Annotated in this window: 16 protein-coding genes; 10 read left to right on the forward strand and 6 right to left on the reverse strand. The window is 38.1% G+C overall.

The window, feature by feature from the left end:
• The 5 genes from ACQR30_RS15120 to ACQR30_RS15140 all read right to left on the reverse strand — a co-directional run.
• The coding region (locus ACQR30_RS15120; protein ID WP_429736594.1) for a penicillin-binding transpeptidase domain-containing protein at positions 1-1,113 on the reverse strand (1,113 nt) is incomplete at its 3' end.
• 18 nt (positions 1,114-1,131) lie between these two features.
• Entirely contained in the window at positions 1,132-1,467 is a 336-nt protein-coding gene (locus tag ACQR30_RS15125) for an FtsL-like putative cell division protein (protein WP_429736595.1), read from the reverse strand.
• Positions 1,468-1,493: 26 nt separating this feature from the next.
• A complete protein-coding gene (gene rsmH, locus ACQR30_RS15130) occupies positions 1,494-2,408 on the reverse strand; it encodes a 16S rRNA (cytosine(1402)-N(4))-methyltransferase RsmH (protein WP_429736596.1) in 915 nt (304 codons plus the stop codon).
• Positions 2,401-2,862, reverse strand: a complete 462-nt coding sequence (gene mraZ, locus ACQR30_RS15135; RefSeq protein ID WP_429736597.1) for a division/cell wall cluster transcriptional repressor MraZ — start codon at positions 2,860-2,862, stop codon at positions 2,401-2,403. Before mraZ ends, rsmH begins: the two co-directional genes overlap by 8 nt.
• 283 nt (positions 2,863-3,145) lie before the next feature.
• The gene (locus ACQR30_RS15140; RefSeq protein WP_429736598.1) at positions 3,146-4,267 is read right to left on the reverse strand and encodes a 5-(carboxyamino)imidazole ribonucleotide synthase; all 1,122 of its coding nucleotides are present in this window, start codon (positions 4,265-4,267) and stop codon (positions 3,146-3,148) included.
• A gap of 191 nt (positions 4,268-4,458) precedes the next feature.
• Between ACQR30_RS15140 and ACQR30_RS15145 the strand changes: the two genes are divergently transcribed.
• Entirely contained in the window at positions 4,459-5,202 is a 744-nt protein-coding gene (locus ACQR30_RS15145; RefSeq protein WP_429736599.1) for a geranylgeranylglyceryl/heptaprenylglyceryl phosphate synthase, read from the forward strand.
• Positions 5,203-5,276: 74 nt separating this feature from the next.
• On the opposite strand, the gene ACQR30_RS15150 is transcribed toward ACQR30_RS15145, so the two are convergent.
• Complete coding sequence (locus ACQR30_RS15150) at positions 5,277-5,984, reverse strand: SDR family oxidoreductase (protein WP_429736600.1); 708 nt, start codon at positions 5,982-5,984, stop codon at positions 5,277-5,279.
• Positions 5,985-6,103: 119 nt separating this feature from the next.
• Here ACQR30_RS15150 and ACQR30_RS15155 point away from each other — a divergent pair, with 119 nt between their 5' ends.
• The 9 genes from ACQR30_RS15155 to ACQR30_RS15195 all read left to right on the forward strand — a co-directional run bounded on the left by ACQR30_RS15155 (position 6,104) and on the right by ACQR30_RS15195 (position 21,761).
• Positions 6,104-6,715, forward strand: a complete 612-nt coding sequence (locus tag ACQR30_RS15155) for a DUF502 domain-containing protein (protein WP_429736601.1) — start codon at positions 6,104-6,106, stop codon at positions 6,713-6,715.
• Between the two features lie 57 nt (positions 6,716-6,772).
• The gene (locus ACQR30_RS15160) at positions 6,773-7,783 is read left to right on the forward strand and encodes a LacI family DNA-binding transcriptional regulator (protein ID WP_429736602.1); all 1,011 of its coding nucleotides are present in this window, start codon (positions 6,773-6,775) and stop codon (positions 7,781-7,783) included.
• A 311-nt stretch (positions 7,784-8,094) separates the two neighbouring features.
• Entirely contained in the window at positions 8,095-11,049 is a 2,955-nt protein-coding gene (locus ACQR30_RS15165; protein ID WP_429736603.1) for a SusC/RagA family TonB-linked outer membrane protein, read from the forward strand.
• 20 nt (positions 11,050-11,069) lie between these two features.
• Positions 11,070-12,659: a RagB/SusD family nutrient uptake outer membrane protein gene (locus ACQR30_RS15170; protein ID WP_429736604.1), complete on the forward strand. Its 1,590-nt coding sequence runs from the start codon at positions 11,070-11,072 to the stop codon at positions 12,657-12,659.
• 36 nt (positions 12,660-12,695) lie between these two features.
• Positions 12,696-13,826: a SusE domain-containing protein gene (locus ACQR30_RS15175; RefSeq protein ID WP_429736605.1), complete on the forward strand. Its 1,131-nt coding sequence runs from the start codon at positions 12,696-12,698 to the stop codon at positions 13,824-13,826.
• A 173-nt stretch (positions 13,827-13,999) separates the two neighbouring features.
• A complete protein-coding gene (locus ACQR30_RS15180) occupies positions 14,000-16,537 on the forward strand; it encodes a TIM-barrel domain-containing protein (RefSeq protein ID WP_429736606.1) in 2,538 nt (845 codons plus the stop codon).
• Positions 16,538-16,606: 69 nt separating this feature from the next.
• Positions 16,607-18,457, forward strand: coding sequence for a glycoside hydrolase family 13 protein (locus ACQR30_RS15185; RefSeq protein WP_429736607.1), 1,851 nt, complete (start codon positions 16,607-16,609; stop codon positions 18,455-18,457).
• Between the two features lie 7 nt (positions 18,458-18,464).
• The gene (locus tag ACQR30_RS15190; RefSeq protein ID WP_429736608.1) at positions 18,465-20,225 is read left to right on the forward strand and encodes an alpha-amylase family glycosyl hydrolase; all 1,761 of its coding nucleotides are present in this window, start codon (positions 18,465-18,467) and stop codon (positions 20,223-20,225) included.
• Positions 20,226-21,761 carry an MFS transporter gene (locus tag ACQR30_RS15195; protein ID WP_429736609.1) on the forward strand — a complete coding sequence of 512 codons (1,536 nt, stop codon included), beginning with the start codon at positions 20,226-20,228 and terminating at the stop codon, positions 21,759-21,761.
• Positions 21,762-21,772 lie beyond the last annotated feature (11 nt).

Here is a 21,772-nt window from a genome sequence, read left to right on the forward strand (position 1 = left end):
ATTGTAAACCAACATTGCCATACCGACGTTAGAACTTACCTCAAATGCTTGTTTCACGTTATCTACGTTGCCATGGCTTTCAGCATCATTTACCGTCCTTCCATTTATATACCAATGTCCGCCTTCTAAATTGATGGGTGCATCCAATGTCGTTTTCTTGTCTTCTAACAATGAAAGCATGGTTGCGAGCTTAAAGATGGATCCTGGCTCCGTAGGTGTTACCGCATAATTGTAGTTCTCCCAATAACTGCCATTACTCGTTCTTCCTAAGTTCGCTATTGCTTTTATTTTACCGGTTTTTACTTCCATGACAATTGCGCAACCGTGAGTGGCTTGATTACTTACCATCATCTTCATTAAAGCATTTTCGGCAATTTCTTGGATATGTGTATCTATGGTGGTGATGATATCATTGCCATTTTTAGGCTCGATGTCCGCCGATTCGTCTACCGGAACAGCCACACCACCTGCGATGAAACGCACTAGTCGCTTGCCCGGTGTGCCCTTCAACGTTGAGTCATAAGTTGCTTCGAGTCCTACATTTTGTGAGTTGGCTCTGTCTAGGCCTATGGTTCGATAAGCCAGAATTTGGTAAGGATTTAGACGAATATTTTTTGTTTCTGAAATAAAACCGCTTTTGTTTCTTCCTTGTCTTATCAAAGGCAATTCTTTCATTTTTTGGTATGTTCTATAAGAAATGCCCTTCTTTAAAGAGTAATAACGAAAGATATGTTGATATCCGTTAATGAGTAATTGCTTATACTGCTCTGCCGATCTATCTTTGAATAGATTAGCTAAACCAATACTCAAGGAATCTACATTTTCTTTAAATCGCTTTCCATTCTTTTCTCTTAATCCTTCTGCGCCAAAATCTATATAAATATCGAACTCAGGGATACTTGTACTAAGCATTTGCCCGTTGTCACTATAAATTGTGCCACGGTCTGCAGCTATTTCTTGTATCTTTTGGTGTAGACTATCACTCATTCCTTCCCAATACTTACCTTGCACTTGTTGAATGTAGAAGGCTTTGCCTACAATAACCACGCAAATAAGTATAACTGCTATAAAGCAGATATACACACGAAATAATATGTCGCGTTTTACATCCATGGTTATCAGTTGTTTCCTTTACTTTCTTTTTTTTTCTAATTGAATATGGATAGGGGGCGTTTCACTGATTTTCAGGCCCCTTGCTTCCACAGCTTTTACCAATTCCGATTCACGCGTTTGAAACATCAGTTCACTTTTCAGTGTTTTATATTCAAATTGTAAATCTTTGATCTGACTACTTGTTTTACTAATATCTCTGATAGCTTTATCTGCCCAATGTCCATTGGCTATATATACAATGGTTAATGTAGCCACGAATAAGAAGAATCCAATGTTCTTGACAATCCATTCATAGCCCACCATTTTTTTGATAGACACCTTCAATTTCTTTTTTTCGTTTTTCTGCTCCTTCATATTCCTAAATAGTTCTTATACACGATTTATCTCATTTCTGCTATTCTTAATTTGGCGCTCCTGCTTCTTTTGTTTTCTTTTAATTCTTTTTCAGAAGGGACAATCGGCTTTTTGGTAATATTGAATAAAGGATTTTGTCTTGTTGAATTTAAAAACGGATGCTCCTGTTCTATCTCAAAAGTTCCTTGTTTAAAAAATGTTTTTACTAACCTGTCTTCCAAAGAATGAAACGTAATGATAACTGCCCGTCCTGCTTCATTTAAAACTTCAGGCAATTGCTCCAGCATCTCTTTTAATGCGCCTAATTCATCGTTCACTTCAATTCGCAACGCTTGAAATACCTGTGCTAAATATTTATTAGGATTGCCTTTTACTACCGGTGAAATGAAATTTTTAAAAGTATCTATAGTTGCAAAAACAGACATGCTTCTATTAGTAGTTATATGTTTAGCCAAGGTTTTAGCATTAGACACCTCTCCATAATGACTAAAGATCTCTACTAATTCTTTTTCACTTGCACTAGCTAAGACGGATGCGGCAGTGCGTTCAAGCCTTTTATCCATGCGCATATCCAATGGCCCGTCAAAACGAATTGAAAAACCTCTTTCCGCTTCATCAAACTGGTGGCTACTCACACCCAAGTCGGCTAATACGCCATCCACTTTTGGGAATTTGTATAATCTCAGAAACTTTTGCAGATACTTGAAGTTTTGTGGAATAAATATGACCCTCTCATCTTCCGGTAAATTTCTTTGCGCATCTGCATCTTGGTCAAAAGCTATTAATCGTCCTTTTTTGTTTAGCTGTGCCAAAATCCCCCTACTATGACCACCACCGCCAAATGTGCAATCCACATATATTCCGTCTGGCTTTATATGCAGACCCTCCAATGCTTCCTTGTAAAGCACTGATACATGATAATGTTGCTCTTCCTTATTCATTTGGTGCATCTGGTTTTACCATAACCTCTTTGGCCAAATTGCTAAATGCTTCAGGTGAAAACTCTTCAAAGATCTTTTTATAGGTGTCGGCATCCCATATTTCAATTTTGTCTACTGCCGCCACTAGAATTACGTTTTTGCTAAGCCCAGCAAAATCACGCAAAGTGGGAGGCAATAATAATCTTCCGGCTCCATCTGCTTCCACCTCTGTGGCTCCGCCCAAAAACTGCCTTCTAAAAGCACGCACCTTTGGGTCAAAATCATTGAGTTCGCTTATTTTTGCGTGAATGGGTTCCCAGCTTTTGGCGGGATATAGAGTGAGGCATTTTTCGAATCCACGGTTAACAACAAAACGCAACTCCGCTTCTGGCAATTGTTTTTTAAAGCCGGAAGGCAAAAGGAATCGTCCTTTTGCGTCGAGTGTAACTTCATATTCACCTAGGAAACGAACCATTAAATTGTGGAATTCTTTTTAAATTAAATTATTCTACCACAAAATAACACTTTTTCCCACTTTTATCCCAATATTCTGGCATTCTATTTTATCCACAAAATAAAATTGGCTGTAATGCCTATTTGGAAAGCGTTACAGCCAATGCGGAAAAGGTTTAGGTTGTTTTTAATGTGAATAAATGTGCATAACTATTAAAAACCAGGGAACAACTAGTGAAATAAAATGTGGAAAAGGGTATAATTGATCTTTTAAGTTTTTGGTTTTAGACTATAAAATCGAATACTTAGCTTACCACTTTCAATATGTTTTTTATTTTATTCGCTTTGTAAATCAGTTCTTGGGATTCATTACTTAAGATGGTGACGTGCCCCATTTTTCGCCCAGGTTTGGTTTGGACTTTACCGTACAAGTGTACAAACACATTATCCATTTTCAAGATTTCGTCTAAGCCTTCATATTTGGCTTCGCCGGAAAATCCGTCCGCACCTAGAATATTCACGATAGAAGAGGGAATGATGGGTGAAGTATTGCCCAAAGGATATTGCAGCATAATGCGCCAAAGCATATCATATTGACTGCAGTAATTTGCCTCGATAGTGTGATGACCGCTGTTATGTACGCGAGGAGCGGTTTCGTTGACCCAAACATTGTTATCCCGATCTATGAAAAGTTCAACCGCAAATAGCCCTGGACTTTTAAGATATTCTACTACCTTTTGTGCCATTGCTTCGGCTTTCCACAAAATACTTTTTTCTATTCTTGCAGGAGAAACCTGGAAGTCGAGCAAATTTAATTTGTGGTCAAATAGCATTTCTACAGCGGGAAAAATAGCTAATTCACCTGCATCATTTTTTGCAACAATGATGGCGATTTCTTTTTCTATTTCTACCATTTTTTCTAAAACGGCAGGTGCATCAAACCCTTTATCCATTTGCTCTTTGGATCGAATAACTTCGACTCCTTTACCATCATAACCGCCTTCTCCTAACTTATGTACGGCAGGTAGGAAATCTTCCTGCTTCCGTAGTTCTTCTTTATTCTGAGTAACAATAAATTTGGGCGAAGGAATTTCGCTTTCTTTATAAAATTCTTTTTGTTTGATTTTATTTTTTATGATACGAATAGCAGATGGCTTGGGGTATACACGTACGCCGTTTCTTTCTAATGCTTCCAAAGCATCGACATTTACCGATTCTATTTCTATAGTGATGGCGTCTAGGTTTTTTCCAAAATTAAAAACATCATCGTAGTTACGAATATCCCCTTTTACAAAGTGATGGCACAAATGTGTCGCCGGCGCATCAGCATCATTTTCTAAAACATAAGTTTCCACTATATAATTAGCGGACGCTTGCAACAACATTCTTCCCAATTGCCCGCCACCAAGGATTCCTATTTTCTGCATATAATTGTTTAATGGCCAAAATTAAGGATTGAAAAATAAATAATAGCATTGTTTTTCAAATAGTAAAGGTGCACTCAATAATATTATCCCGTATGCGAAAATGCTGACGCATTTAAAAACACTTATTTATGAAATATTTTGTGCATTTTTGCATAGACCTAAGACAAATATCTTCTATAAAATTATATTGAATGGATCAGCATATTTATCAACAAATTGTTGAAAGGAAACAAAATCGACAGAAATCTTTTGCCATATTAATAGACCCGGATAAAATGCAAAAGACCGATATTGAAAAGATTGTTTGGCAGGCTGTTGAAGCAAAAGTGGATTATTTTTTTGTAGGTGGAAGTTTGGTCGTTGTCAATACGGTGAATGAAAACATTCAACAGATAAAGGCCAATTGCACAATACCCGTTATTTTGTTTCCTGGCGCACCCTCTCAGGTTTCTTGCTATGCAGATGCATTATTTTTTCTTTCTTTAATTTCTGGTAGAAATGCGGATTTATTAATTGGCCAACATGTTTTAAGTGCACCGATGATTAAACAAAGTGGACTGGAGATCATTCCGACCGGTTATATGGTTATTGATGGCGGCGCCCCCACCTCAGTTTCTTATATCGCCAACACGGCACCAATCCCTGCCGATAAAAGTGATATCGCGTTATGTACAGCGATGGCTGGTGAAATGTTGGGCCTGAAATTAATTTATATGGACGCTGGTAGTGGTGCGTTAAATGCTATTAGCGAAAAGATGATTGAGCGTGTGGCGAAAAACATTAATGTGCCACTTGTTGTGGGAGGTGGCATTACTACGCCAGAAAAAGCTGTCGCCAACTGCAAAGCTGGCGCGGATGTAATTGTTGTCGGCAATGCAATTGAGAAAAATATTTCTTTGATTAAAGAAATAAGCACAGCAATACATGCCGTTTAGGTAAATATGGAATTAGTAAAGATGAATGACGAGGTAACTCCATTTTTAGTACCTACAGATTCGATACTAAAAAATTACAAATCGCCTAATTGTGGACGCAGGACAATATCTTCTACCACGGCTTGCGGTGAAAGATGTGCTGCTGCGTAAATCATTTTCGCAATATCTCTTGCTTCCATAATTCTATTTTCCTCAACGCCGCTACCTTTCCAACTGTCAGACATTGTAGCACCCGGATAAACTCCTGAAACTTTTATTCCGAGCGGCTTTAGCTCTTCCCGCAAGTTTTTGGTAAATCCGGAGAGTGCATATTTACTAATACTGTAGCTGCCACCGTTCGCATAAGCTTTTAACGCCGCAATAGAGCAGATATTAAAAATATGGCCCTGTTTTCTTTCTATCATTAAAGGCAATAACGCCCTTGAAAGGTGATAGGCGCTAAACAGATTTACATTCAACATTTTTTCCAATACGCCTTCTTCTTCGTTGTAACAGCTTCCCGGGAAATACAGGCCAGCATTATTTACCAATATATCCACCGGTTGTTTTGCCGCCAAAATGAGGTTTGCAAAGGTTTGAACCTGATCTTTAATCTGCAAGTCACAGACGAGTGTAGTTACGCTATGCTGAGATGATTTTTCTTCTATGAATATTTTTGATTTTTTTAATTCGCTTTCGTTACGTGCACAAAGAAAAAAATGATGTGCATTTTTGTCTGCTGCGAAAATTTCGGCAACTGCATTGCCAATTCCCTTGGTTGCGCCTGTGATAACAATATTCATCTGTTTTGCGTTTGAAAGTTGAAATGTTGGTTGGCTAATCGTAAATACCAATCATCACTAAAATAAAAGTATGAAACATCAAATGTACTTTCTAATTTTGAAGTATAAAATTTTCCATTATGAAGGAACCTATAAAGAACTATCTCAAAAAAGTGTTTAGATATTTTTTTCAGGGCGTTATTGTTATTGCGCCTATCGCGGTAACGCTTTATTTTGTTTTTTGGTTATTTGAGAGCATTGATAATCTGTTACCTGATCTGGTCGGAGGTTTATTTCCTAATAGGATTAATCAAGAATCGCATATACCTGGTGTCGGCTTTTTGCTCGTTATTTTTTTGATGATTTTTATAGGATGGGCATCCTCTTCTTTTATTTTTGGACAAATTATAGACTTCTTGGGTTCATTGTTGGCAAAGACGCCGGGAGTGAAATTAATTTATTCTTCCGTCAAAGATTTCTTGAAAGCTTTTTCGGGTAGTGAGAAAAAATTTGATAAGCCTGTGCTTGTAAACGTAGATGGAGCCGATGTTTGGCGTGTAGGATTTATTACACAAAATGATGCGGCGCAATTTGATTTATTAGACCATGTGGTCGTATATGTTCCTATTTCTTATGCTATTTCCGGTATCACTTATATTGTACCGCGAAGCAAGGCAAAGCTGATGAAAGAGGGTATTCCATCTGCGGATGCGATGAAGTTTGCGATATCGGGCGGTGTAACAGAATTATAAAAAGCATGGTGCCCACTTTTGAAAAATACGCTACATTGCATTCAATTTCTTTGAAAAATGGCTAAATCATTTATTAATATCAAGCAATTGGCGGAGGCGCTAAACCTTTCGACATCCACCGTTTCTCGCGCATTTAGAGATAAAGGTGATATAAATGCGGATACCAAACAATTCATTTTAGACAAGGCAAAAGAATTAGGTTATTACCCCAATATTTATGCGAGTAATTTGCGAGATTCGAAAAGCAGGACTATTGCGGTCATTATGCCTGAACTGGCTAATAACTTTTTTTCGTTGGCTGTTAAAGGTATAGAAAGGGTGGCACAGGCAAACGGCTACCATACCTTAATTTATGTTACGGATAGCTTGTATCAAAAAGAAGTTGAAATTGTGGAAGACTTGTATAATGGCCGTGTCGAAGGCATTATCATGTCTGTTTCTGGAGAAGGCAGTGATCACAAATACATTAATAAATTAAAGCGAAGTCACATCCCACTTGTATTTTTTGATAGAGTATATGAAGATATAGATGTGCCAAAGGTCGTAACAGATGACTATGAAAGTAGCTTTAAGGCAACTGAATATTTGCTCAAAAATCATTGCGAACCCATTGCATTATTGGTAATTGATAAAAATGTATCTATCGGCAATGCGCGTATGAAAGGCTTTGTTGATGCGCATAAAAAATGTAATGTACCGCTCAATGAAAATCTGGTGGTGGACTGCAGTAATGATATTGAAGAATCTTATCAAATTATAAAACGTACGCTACTTGCTTACAAACCTAAGGCATTGTTGGCGTCGGTAGAGCGTTTGGCCACTACATCCTATTCTGTATGCATGGGAGAGCAAATAAAGATTCCTCAAGAAGTCAAAATTATCGGTTACTCTAATTTGAGTATTGCTTCCTTACTTAATCCATCTTTGTCAACTATTACACAGCCAGCCGAAGATCTGGGTACCAAAGCAGCGGAATTACTCTTTGATATCTTAAAAAATAAGCCACTTTTACAGAAAGAAGTTGTTTTGGAGGCAGAAATTATCCATCGTGTTTCTACAGCCTTATAGGTGAAGCTATCGCCCTTTTTCTTTGCCTTATATTCCGGCAAGATATTGAAAAACAAACAGATGTATGTGAATGAAATGCAAAATGACTAGCCTTAGATGGAGCTCTGTTGCGATTTCTCCTAAAAAAAATTAAAAATTTCTTTAACAAAGATTTGTTTGTTAAAAATATTAATTCTACTTTAGCTTTTTATTTATTTCGGGAACGTTTCCGGGAACGTTTCCGAAAATTGCAAAAAACACATTATTGCAGCCAAAACAACCCGGTAATTGAGCTAAAAAAATTATTTTAAAATTAAACCAATCGAGTAATTATGAAATGCAAGCAATTACTACAATTTCTGTCTTTTGCATTTTTGCTGCTTCTAGGCAGTTCGGCAATAGCGCAGTCCGGCACAATAACCGGAGTGGTAACAGGGCAGGGGAATGTGCCATTAGCCGGAGTTTCCGTTTTAATTAAGGAAACCGGTAAAGGCACTTTTACTGATCCATCGGGTGCTTATAAGATTTCAGCAGATGCCAATGCGAAGACCCTTGTTTTCTCTTATGTAGGTTATCGCAAACAAGAATTGCCTATTACAAGTGCACACATTAATGCTTCTTTGTATGCAGACAGTAGTACACATTTAAGTGATGTAGTAGTTATAGGCTATGGTGCGGTAAGGAAGCAAGATGTATCAGGAGCAGTTACTACACTTACTTCAAAAGATTTTCAAAAGGGAACTATAACCAGTTTTGACCAGATGATTGCAGGTAAAGCCGCAGGTATTACCGTTACTTCTAATGGAGGTCATCCAGGAAGTGGCGGTACTATCCGGGTGCGTGGTACTTCTACAATAAGTGGATCTTCTGATCCATTAGTGGTCGTAGATGGTTTGCCTTTTGCTGGCTATGTAAATCCAAATGATATAGCCTCCATAACAATCTTAAAAGATGCTGCTTCTGCAGCTATTTATGGGTCGCAAGCATCTGGTGGTGTTATTTTAATTACGACTAAAAAAGGGATTCCTGGGGATGTAAAGTTAAATTTCAATACCCAGTTTTCTGTTGCTAAAATTAAAAAATATGTGGATGTGCTGAGTGCAGACCAGTTTAGAAACTACATCGATAATAATTCTTATTTCGATTCCACCGCGAGATCTTTGATGGGAGCTGCTAATACCAATTGGCAGAAGGAAATTTATCAAACTGCACTTACTTCAAATAATAGTTTGAGTATTTCTGGTGGCGTTGGGAAAATACCCTATAGATTATCTGTTGGCTATTTGAACCAAGATGGTATTTTGAAAACAGATAAAATGAAACGTACGACGGGTTCATTGAGTTTAACGCCTTCCTTCTTACAAAATCATTTGAAAGTTGAAATAAACTTGAATGGTAGCTTAACCAAAAGTTATAATGCCAACCAAGGTGCTATTGGTTCAGCGGTAATTTATGATCCTACACAACCCGTGTATGATCCAAGCAATACCTTCTTTGGTGGCTATCATCAATGGATGACCGGTGGTGTTCTTAACCCAAATGCTGCACTCAATCCGGTAGCATTATTAATGCAGCGCGATGATGAGGATAATTATAACCGTGGATTTGGTAACATTCGGCTAGATTATAGCCTTCCATTTATTCCTGAACTGCATTTGATTGCTAATCTTGGTTTTGATGTGGCGACTACCAATGGTTTTACCAGAGAAGATAGCACTTCAGCAAATGCTTGGAAATCGAATAGTGAAGCTGCTCGCGGGATGAACAATAAATATAATAATAAAAACCGCGATCTTTTGGCAGAATATACCTTGAATTATGATAAAACATTTTCTTCGATAAAAAGCCATATCAATGCAATGGCTACTTATGCTTATCAAGACAATAAATACACGAATAACAATTATAGGAATTATGATTTCTTTGGTGATACAATACCAGGAAGTACAGCTCCATTGTATCCAACAGGATTACAACAGAATTCACTTCTTTCGTATCTGGGTCGTTTGATATATACTTACGATGAGAAGTATGTTTTAACGGCATCTATACGTAGTGATGGTTCTTCCAGATTGGCACCGGGATATCGTTGGGTAACTTTCCCATCTGTATCATTGGCTTGGAATATGGCAAAAGAAAATTTCTTGAAAAATTCTAATACGATTTCCACATTGAAATTGCGTGTTAGCGATGGTAAAACGGCTAACCAAGGTGGCGGTTTTGGAAACTACCAATTCTACCCAGGCTATTATTTAAGCGATAACGTTTCTAAATATCAATTTGGTGATAATTTCTACAATATGTACACACCTTCACCGTACAATCTACAACTAACTTGGGAAACGACTACCTCTACAAACGCAGGCGTTGATTTTGGATTCTTGAAAGACAGGATCTCTGGAAGCATCGATGTTTACCATAAACATACCAAGAACTTATTAGTCAATTCATTTCTTGCAGCGGGTACCAATTTTACCAACCAGTTAATTGGTAATATTGGTGAAATGGTAAGTAAGGGTGTAGAATTGAATTTGAGTTTAATTCCAGTTCAAACCAAAGATGCACAATGGACTATCAATTTTAACGCGGCCTATAACAATAGTACTATTACGAAACTTACCCAGCATGCAGATTCTTCCTTCAAAGGTATAGCTGTTGGTGGTATTACCGGTGCAACAGGACAAACGATTCAAGAAGAGTATGTAGGTCAACAACCCAATGCATTTTTGGTGTACAAACAAGTATATGATGCAAAAGGAAAACCTATTGAAGGTGCTTATGCTGATTTGAATGGAGATGGAGCTATCAATCCGATTGATGACCAGTACTTTTATCATTCTCCTTATCCAAAATGGACATTAGGATTCAGTACAAATTTTACGTATAAAAAATGGAGTTTTAGTACAGTATTGCGAGCAAACATTGGTAATTATGTTTATAACAACGTCGCGTCTAACGAAGGGATTGCCTACAATATGGCGGTAAACCAATATTTGGCAAATGCTGTTTCTGATATATTGAATACCAATTTTATCGAGAAGCAACAACAATCAGATTATTACGTGCAAAATGCTTCTTTCTTGAAAATGGATAATATTGGTATCTCTTATAACATCGGTAAAATTTTCCGTTCTGATAGAACCAATTTAACCATCAGCGGAAATGTTCAGAACGTATTTACTGTAACCAAGTATAAAGGCTTAGATCCAGAAATTTATAGCGGTATTGACAATCAGATTTATCCGAATCCACGTGTTTATACTGTTGGTCTAAATCTTAATTTTTAATTTTTATAATTAATACTGAAATGAAAAAACATATTTCGTATATCATATTAGCGGCGGCGTTGGTATTGACCACTTTTTCTTGCAATAAAGACTTGAATAGAATTCCCATCAATACCACAATATCTCAAAACGTGTTTTCTACAGCTGCCGGTACCAAAGAAGCCTTGGCAAAAGTGTATGGTGCTTTTGCACTTACAGGGAGTTCTGGTTCTGGTAGTTCGGACTTAGGAGGTATAGATGCTGGTACTTCTGATTTTCTGCGCTTGTATTGGAATGTACAGGAATTGCCAACAGATGAGTCTATTTGTGCATGGGGTGACCCAGGTATCTCTGACCTCAACTTTATATCTTGGACCTCGGGCAATATTCTTTTGAATGGTTTATACAACCGCAGTGTGTATCAAATTACTGTAGCTAACTCATTTTTAAGAGCGACAGCTACTAATGCCGCTTCCGATTTGTCTTCAAGTGATTTAAAACATTATCGTGCTGAAGCAAGATTTTTAAGAGCTTACCAATATTGGGTGTTAATGGATTTATTTGGCAACCCACCATTTGTGGATGAAAATAGTACAATAGGCTCCACTGCTCCAAAACAAATTATGCGTGCCGATTTATTCAAATATGTTGAAAGCGAATTATTGGCGATAGAACCTGACTTGGCAGCATCTAAAACCAATGAATATGGTCGTGCTGACCAAGCTGCTGACTGGGCATTACTTGCAAGATTATATTTGAATGCAAAAGTATATACTGGTACAGATAGATCTACGGATGCCATTACCTATGCTTCAAAAGTGATTGGTGCAGGCTATTCGTTGATGCCAAAATACAAGAACCTGTTTATGGCGGATAACAATAAAAATAATCCGGAAACAATATTATCTATCAACTATGATCTCAATCAAACGCAAAACTATGGTGGTACTACCTTCTTAGTAAACAGTTGTATTGATGGTAATATCCCTGGTGGACCGAGTGCTTACGGAGTTCCTGGCGGCGGCTGGGGTGGTAATCGTGCAAGATCTCCATTGCCAAAATTATTCGGAGCAGATTATACGACTTCCAATGATAGTCGTGCAAAACTTTTGCAGGAAAATGTGTATGATATCAGTGCTGTGGCAACATTTGCGCAAGGTATTAAAACAGCAAAGTTTAGCAATATGAATTCAGATGGCACTACCCCGGCTAATGCGAGCGTGTTTGCTTCTACTGACTTTCCTTTATTTCGTTTAGGAGAACAATATTTAATATATGCTGAAGCAGTATTGCGTGGTGGTACGGGTGGAGATATGGCAACGGCCATTTCTTACATCAACAAATTGCGCGAACGTGCTTATGGTAACACTTCCGGAGATGTTACCAGCATTACTTTGCCATTCATATTAGATGAACGTGCTAGAGAGTTGTATATAGAAGGATTCAGAAGAACCGATTTAATCCGTTTTGGAGAATTTACGACCTCAACTTATATCTGGCCTTGGAAAGGAGGCACACCGGGTGGGAAAAGTGTAGGAGATTACTACAACTTATATCCGATTCCTTCTTCAGATATTGTAAATAATACCAACCTAGTGCAGAACCCCGGATATGGCGGCACTACCAAATAATCTAAATTAATTATTCGCATTTAAAATATAAATAGTATGAAGCGATTAAATATAATAATGGGCCTTATGGCTATAATGTTGCTTGCACTTGCCTCTTGTAAAAAAGATGGTATAATGCTAACCGCAACAAAAGGTACACAGCCTGTTTTAACAGCGAGCGCGAACAATTTGCAATTCACGCAAGCCGATTCATCTTCCAATGGAATTACCATAACTTGGACTGCATCAGATTATGGTTATCCCGCTGCGGTTTCTTATACTTTACAGTTTAGTGAACATGATTCTGCTTTTTCTTCCATGTCTGAAATTGGTATGGGTACGGCTCTTACCAAAAGCTATACTGTTGCGGCTTTCAATAATTTAGTATTAAGTCTAAATTATCCTGTGGCTGTAAAAGATACCGTTTTGGTCAGAGTAAAATCTCAGATTACTCCTACTGTATTTGTTTATTCTGATGTAATGCAGATTATTACTACGCCATATTCACAAAAACCAATACCTGTAATTACACCTCCCGCTAGTTTATATATTGTTGGTGATGCAACAGCTGGAGGTTGGAATAATCCGGTTCCTACACCTTCACAAAAGTTTACACAAGTAGATCAATATGGTAATGTTTTCGCTGCAGTAGTTCCTTTAATTGGAGGTAAATCATTCGTTTTCTTACCAGTAAATGGCAGTTGGAGTCACAAATATGGTGGTAAAACTGCTGGAACCGGTACATTGCTCGTCGATGGTGATGTGCCAGGTTCAAATACGCCGGGCCCTTCAGCAGATGGATTGTATGAAATAGTGGTAGATTTTGTAAAAGGTACATATACTGTTACCTCTATTACGACTAACCCGATACCTGCTAATTTATATATTGTAGGGGATGCAACAGCTGGTGGCTGGACCAATCCTGTACCTGTTCCTTCGCAGCAATTTACACAGGTAAGCAATGGTGAATTCCAAATTACTGTTCCATTATTATCTACAGGCTCATATTTATTCTTGCCGGTAAATGGTGATTGGTCTAATAAATACGGCGGTTCTTCCGCGGTTGGAGGTACACTTTTTTACGACAGTGCTGTGCCAAATGCAAATACACCTCATCCTGCAGTCGCTGGTAATTACTTGATTGATGTAAATATCTTGGCAAGTACTTATACATTAACCAAACAGTAGATGTTTTCTATAACCAATTTTTAAAAGTTGTGCCGGTAAAAGGCACAACTTTACTATCCTTTAAATTTTAGGATGAAATGCCCGCGATAATTTTTCACACGTAGGAATTTGTATTTCAAGTGTTTCATCCTATCAAAAAATCGTTGCAGCGCAACAATTAAAAATACATCCGGATGAAATTAATTTTTTCAGCCTTTATCTCTTTAAGCCTAATCACGTCGCTAATGGCGCAAAATACTACTGTATTATCTCAACAGGAGGCAGATAACAGTTTGCAACCTAAAAAGATACTTACATCCATAAAAGAATCTTCCGCTCAAAATTATCCGGTTTTATCTCCCGGAAATATTATCAGCATGAAGGAAAATACACAGCAATTGGCGATTCAAACGCAAAATGCTGATGTACAAATCACCGCCTATTCCCCTTCTATTATTAGAATAAGAATGGATAAGGAAAAGCTAGGCCGAGATTTTTCTTATGCGGTAATTGAACAACCTCAGCCTTGTAAAACGCGTGTTACACAGAATGAAGAGGCGATTATTTTTGCGACCGATTCCGTAAAAACCGTTATTACTAAAAGGCCTTTTTCTGTTGCCTTTTATACCATTGATGGAAAACTAATTTCAGAAGATGAAAAAGGACTTGGTACCTCATGGATTGGAGATCAAGTGACGACTTATAAAACCCTACAAAAAGGAGAACGGTTTATTGGTCTTGGAGAAAAAACAGGCAACCTTGACAGAGCGGGTACGGGTTATACCAATTGGAACAATGATGCTTATGGTTACAGCGTTTCGCAAGATCCTATTTATTCTACCATTCCTTTTTACATAGGTATTCATGACCATGTAAACTATGGTATATTCTTAGACAATACTTATCAGTCCGATTTTAATTTTGGTGCCAGTAATAATCGCTTTTCTTCTTTTGGTGCTGACGGCGGAGAGATGAATTATTATTTTATTTATCGTACAGAATTAAAAGATATTATTACCGATTACACCGCTTTGACGGGTCGTATGCCAATGCCGCCATTGTGGAGTATTGGTTATCAACAAAACAGATACAGTTATTATCCCGATTCGGAAGTGATGCGCATTGCCAGAACATTGCGGGAGAAGAAAATTCCTGCGGATGGTATTACGCTTGACATCCATTATATGGATAAATATAAATTGTTTACTTGGGATAAAAAGCGTTTCCCTGATCCCGTAAAAATGAATCAGGATTTGGAAAAGTTAGGCTTTAAAACAACAGTAATTGTTGACCCGGGTATTAAAGTGGAAGATGGTTATGCTGCGCATGAAGACGGTGTTGCAAAGAATGTTTTTGTAAAATATCCTGATGGTACACCTTGGACGGCTCAGGTATGGCCGGGCTGGTGCAACTTTCCGGATTTTACAAGTGTCAAAGGAAGAGATTGGTGGGAACATAAAATAAAAATACTGGCAAATGCGGGTGTGGACGGCATTTGGAACGATATGAATGAAATTGCCAGTTGGGGAAATAAAATGCCCAACAATGTCATCTTCGATTATGATGGTGAGCCTACCACGACGTTGCAAGCGCATAATGTGTATGGCATGCAAATGGCGCGTTCTAGTTATGAAGGGGCTAAGGCTTCTTTTGCGAGAAGGCCTTTTATCCTTACCAGAGCCGGCTACGCAGGCCTGCAAAGATATACCGCTATCTGGACCGGCGATAATCGCGCGGAAGACAGCCACATGATTGCTGGTCTAAGGTTGTTGAATAGTCTTGGGTTGAGTGGTGTTGCTTTTACCGGAATGGATATTGGCGGCTTCACCGGGAATCCTTCCATTGCTTTGTATGCGCGATGGATTCAGATAGGTGCTTTTACACCTTATTTTAGAAACCATACAGCAGTCAATACAAAGTCCGCAGAGCCTTGGACTTTTGGAGAGGAAGTAACAGAAATTGCACGTAACTTCATCGGCCTTCGATACAAATTGTTACCTTATATTTATTCCAACTTTTATGAAGCAACGCAAGACGGTTTGCCTGTAATGCGCAGCCTAGCTATCAATTACGCTTTTGATAGTCATATTTACGATACGCGTTATCAGAATGAATATTTATTTGGAAGCTCTTTGTTGGTATTGCCTTACGAGAGTGAACAGCAATTTGGCGAAGCCTATTTTCCTGCGGGAAAATGGTACAATTTATTTTCAGGAGAATTGCAAAAGGGGAATGAAGAGAAAGTGTTGAAGCTCTCTTACAGCAAGCTCCCTGTGTATGTGAAAGGAAGCAGCATTATTCCGATGCAGTCCCTCATTCAAACGACAGCAGAACAGCCCAAAGACACATTGTACTTGAATATTTATAAAGGGGACGTGGATAATCGTTTTGTTTATTATGAAGATGATGGCGAATCCTATAAATATGAACAAGGCGCGTTCTACAAACGTCTCGTGAAATATGACGCTGCCAATAAAATAATTAGTTTGGAGAATGTAGAAGGTAGTCTGGCTTCAAAATTCAAACACATAAAATTAATCATGCACGGCTTTGATGCAAATGAAAAATTTGCTATCAACGGCCAGGAGGCAAAATTCAAAAAAGATTTCGTTGCCTTACTCACACCGATTTCAAAGTTTGACCCTCAGGGAGTGGCGAATCCTTTAGAAGGTGAAGATGTGTTGAGTTGCGTGATTGCAAACGGCAATAATACAATCGCTATACAATATTAATTTGGTAACTTTAGGAATGACCATTAAACTTATGACGTGCAATGGCCTTCATCTTTTCAATCCTTTCTCATGAAGCGTTTTTTTACTGTTCTATTTGGCTTATTTATTCTTAATTTTTCTTTTGCGCAAATGCCTGCATTAGAAAGAGTGGTGCCGATGTTTTGGTGGACAAATATGGTGAACCCGCATTTGCAATTATTGGTACATGGGAATAAAATTGCTGATTGCAAAGTACAATTAAAATATAAAGGTGTAACGCTACAAAAAGTAAATAAGGTAGAAAATCCCAACTATCTTTTTCTCGATTTATGGATTGATAAAAATACAAAGCCCGGCAGTTTTGATATTGTTTTTTCTGCAAAAGGGAAGAAGGATTTGCATTACACTTATCAGTTGAAGCAACAAGACAAATCACCGAACCGTATACAAGGCGTTACCGATAAAGATTTGATTTACCTGATAATGCCTGACCGTTTTTCTAATGGTGATACCACCAATGATAGAGTTGCCGGAATGAAAGACCAAACATTGAATCGCGATTCAATGTATTACAGGCACGGCGGCGATTTGCAAGGAATTATCAATCATTTAAGTTATCTAAAAGATTTGGGCGTTACCGCAATTTGGTGTACACCTATGATTGAAAACGATATGACGCATGCGTCTTATCATGGATATGCTGCAACCGATTTGTATAAGATTGATCCGCGTTTTGGAACAAATAAATTATACAAAACTTATGTGGAAAAATGCCACGCGATGGGGTTAAAAGTTATCAAAGATGTGGTGCATAATCATATTGGTTCTGAAGGTTGGATAATGAAAGATTTGCCCATGAAGAGTTGGATACATCAATGGCCAAACTATACCAACACCAATTACCGCGACCAACCTTTGATGGATATTCATGCTTCGGCTTCCGATAGGAAATCACAATTGGATGGATGGTTTGTTCCATCGATGCCCGATGTGAATCAAAACAATCCTTACGTTCAAAATTATTACATACAAAATCATATTTGGTGGATAGAATATGCAGGTATCGATGGTTTGCGTTTGGATACTTATCCTTACAATGACCCTGCGTTTATGGCGAAGTGGGCAATTGCGTTGAAGGCGCAGTTTCCACACCTTTCCATCTTCGGAGAAACTTTTGTGCAGACAGTTGCAGAGCAAGCGTTTTATGCCGGAGGTAATAGAGTTAATCGTGGCTTCGATACACATTTGCCGGGCGTTACAGACTATGCTTTGAAGAGTGCAATATATGAAGCATTGAATGGGAAATTCAGTTGGGATGGCGGGGTTAGCCGTTTGTACGAAACGCTTTCGCAAGATTTTTTATATAAAGATCCAACGTGCAATTCTATATTTTTAGACGACCACGATGTGAGTCGTTTTTATTCGGTGATAGGAGAAAATTTTGATAAATATAAAGAAGGCATCGGCATACTTTTAACGATGCGCGGCATCCCCGAAATATATTACGGCACAGAAATTTTCATGAAAAATTTTGACGCGCCTGATGGCCTGGTGCGTGAAGACTTTAAAGGTGGTTGGGCAGAAGACAGTGCAAATAAATTTACTGCACAAGGAAGAACCGCAAAAGAAAACGACGCGTTTAATTATGTAAAAACTTTGGCAAATTTTAGAAAAAATAGCACAACATTACAAACGGGCAAACTGATGCAGTATGTGCCTGAAGATGGAGTTTATGTTTATTTCCGGTACGATGATAAACAGACTATAATGATAATTGTAAACAGTAATGATACGCTGAAAAAATTGAATACACGGCGTTTTAGCGAAAGAATGAATGGGTTTACAGGCGCGGAAAATGTTGTTACTAAAGAAAAAATTTCAAATATTGCATCGCTCGCATTCGCTGCTCAATCTACCACTATTTTGAAGTTGAATAAATAATGTTCTAATGATTAAGTGTCGAAATATTATTTTATATGTTTTTTTGTTTGCGGCCTTTTTAGGGTGTAAGCAAAAAAATGAAAATGAGAATAAATCAGGAAAACCTGTTATTTATCAATTAGTGGTTCGTCTGTTTGGTAATCAAAATTCTACTAATAAATATTATGGTTCTATCCAGGAAAATGGGGTAGGGAAATTGGACGATATTAACGACAAAGCATTGGATAGCCTGAAGGCATTGGGCATTACTTATATTTGGTACACCGGTATTTTGGAGCACGCGACGATGACTGATTATTCAAAATATGGTATTAAGGTTGATGACCCTGATGTTGTTAAAGGTCGTGCAGGTTCTCCTTACGCGGTGAAAGACTATTACGATGTGGATCCTGATTTGGCTGTAAACGTCCAAAATAGAATGGCAGAATTCCAGGCACTGATTGATAGAACGCACCATCATCAATTGAAGGCGATTATTGATTTTATTCCCAACCACGTCGCGCGTGGTTATTTCTCTGACGCCAAACCTGATTCTGTCATTGGTTTTGGTGAGCAAGACGATACAAGTGTTGCTTTTAGCCCCCACAATGATTTTTATTATATTCCAAAATCCCAATTTATTGTACCTAGAGGCGCTGATGCCGGGGGGCCTGATTTTCATAGTAAACTAAAAGATGGCAAGTTCGATGAGCACCCTGCAAAAGCCACCGGGAATAATGTTTTTAGACCTGATCCGTCTATTGATGATTGGTACGAAACTATTAAATTGAATTATGGTGTAGATGTAATGAATGGCGACAAAGAATATTTTACACCTTTGCCGCCTGTTTGGAAAAAGATGCGCGACATTTTGGTTTTCTGGGCGCAGAAAGGTGTTGATGGTTTTCGCTGTGATGTGGCAGAAATGGTACCTGTCGCATTTTGGCATTGGGTTATTCCGCAGGTAAAAAAAGTGAACCCTCAGATAATATTCATTGCAGAAGCCTATACGCCTGGAAAGTATGAGCAGTATTTGAACTATGGAGGTTTCGATTATTTATATAACAAAGTTGGTCTCTACGATGCTTTGAAAAAATTGATTAAAAATGATAGTGGTGCTTCCGTAAGCGAGATTGATACTTTGATGCATTTTCAAAAAAAGTTTTCTTCGCACATGTTGAATTTTTTGGAAAATCATGATGAAAAGAGAATCGCTTCTAAACAGTTTGCAGATAATCCATTTTTGGCTGAGCCGGCAATGGTTGTGGCTGCCACGATTTCCAACGCTCCTGTGATGATATATTTTGGACAAGAACTGGGTGAAAAAGCCGAACGAGCGGAAGGATTTGGAGCAGATGATGGCAAAACGACCATTTTCGATTACTGGGGTGTGCCCGCAGTGCAGCAGTGGACTAATGGTGGAAAATTTGATGGTGGGAAGCTTTCTGAAAGACAAAAGGATCTACGCAATTTTTATCAGCGTCTCTTGCATATAGCCGGGGAAAACACAGCCCTCTATAAAGGCGATTATCAAGTGGTAAGGAATAAGGATTTTAACGATAAGCAACTTGCTTACTTGCGTTTTAACGGACAACAAAAAATATTGATAGCCGTAAATTTTGACCGAAAAGATACTTTAAAGACGACTATTCAACTTTCGAAAAACACTGGCAATACAAAGATCTTTAAAACGGCTGATAATTTATTTACCCAGGAGAAACAAAGTATTGAAAACGGCATTGCAATTACTGTTCCGCCTAGCGGATATGAAGTATTAAAATTAGATTAGATGGAAAATACTGTTACAAAACCACGGCTTTCTTTGGCGAAAATAATCAATATGAGTATTGGTTTTTTCGGTATTCAGTTTGCCTTTGGATTGCAAAATGCCAATGTAAGCAGGATATTTCAATCCTTAGGGGCTAACATAGATTCCATCCCTATTTTATGGATTGCGGCACCATTAACTGGTTTGATCGTGCAGCCCATAATTGGACACGTAAGTGATAAAATTTGGTGGGGAAAATGGGGAAGAAGAAGGCCCTTCTTTTTCATTGGTGCTATTTTAGGTTCTATTGCTTTGTTTATTTTCCCGGATGTGGGAGCATTGTGGATTGCGGCGATTTTCTTATGGATTCTAGATGCTTCAATCAATGTTGCGATGGAGCCGTTTCGAGCTTTTGTTGGTGATATGTTGCCAGATGAACAGAGGACTTCGGGCTTTGCCATGCAGAGTTTTTTTATCGGATTAGGTGCGGTAATTTCTTCTGCACTTCCTTATTTATTGACAGCCTTACATGTAAATAATACGCCACTTCCCGGTCATATTCCCGACTCCGTAAGGTATTCGTTTTATATAGGAGCCATCGTATTTTTTGCCTCAGTGGCTTATACTGTCTTTACAACGAAAGAATATTCTCCGGAAGAGTTTAAAAAATTTGGCTTGGTAGATGAAACACATCATCATGTAAATATAAAAACGCCGGTATCTAAATTTAGATTGAGAGGTGTGATTTGGCTAGTAGTAGGTTTAGCCCTTACGATATTATTGGACCAATATAACCGAACAGCGAAAGTGGCTTTGGAAAAAGAGTTATATGTTTTGTCTTTGGGAATCGCCGTGTATGGTTTGTTTCAAATATTGGCAGCTCTTTACTTAAAAAAAGGAAATAAAAATGGTTTGGTAGAAATATTAGACGATTTAAATTTTCTCCCCTCTACTATGAAGAAATTGGCTGTAATTCAGTTTTTTACTTGGTTCGCCTTGTTCTCCATGTGGATTTATGCTACACCTGCCTTGGCCCAACATCTATTCAATACCGTTGATTCTTCATCTAAAGCCTATAATGATGTAGGAAATTGGGTAGGTGTTCTGTTCGCTTTTTACAATGGCTTTGCCGCCTTGTTTGCCTTTTTATTACCCGTTTTAGCGAAGAAGTTTTCAAGGCCTATTACCCATTTTATTGCATTGATTTTCGGAGGCCTTGGGCTGATTACATTCTATATTTTTAAAACCGAGAACATGCTTATCCTCAGTATGTTGGGCGTTGGTTTTGCCTGGGCAAGTATTCTGTCAATGCCCTACTCAATGCTTACACAAGCTTTGCCTCAAAAGAAGATGGGCGTTTATATGGGTATTTTTAACTTTTTTATCGTGATTCCGCAAATATTGGCTGCTACTTTATTAGGCATTTTTACAAAACACCTTTTTGGTGGGAATGCCGTGTTCACGATCGTGTTAGGTGGTATATCAATGATTGTTGCAGCATTTCTTACATTAAGAATTAAAGAAAAAGCGATGAATAAATATTTCAAGAGCTTCTAAATCAGGTACTT

This window comes from Arachidicoccus sp., from assembly GCF_050436765.1.
In the GTDB taxonomy this organism is placed as follows: Bacteria; Bacteroidota; Bacteroidia; order Chitinophagales; family Chitinophagaceae; genus Arachidicoccus.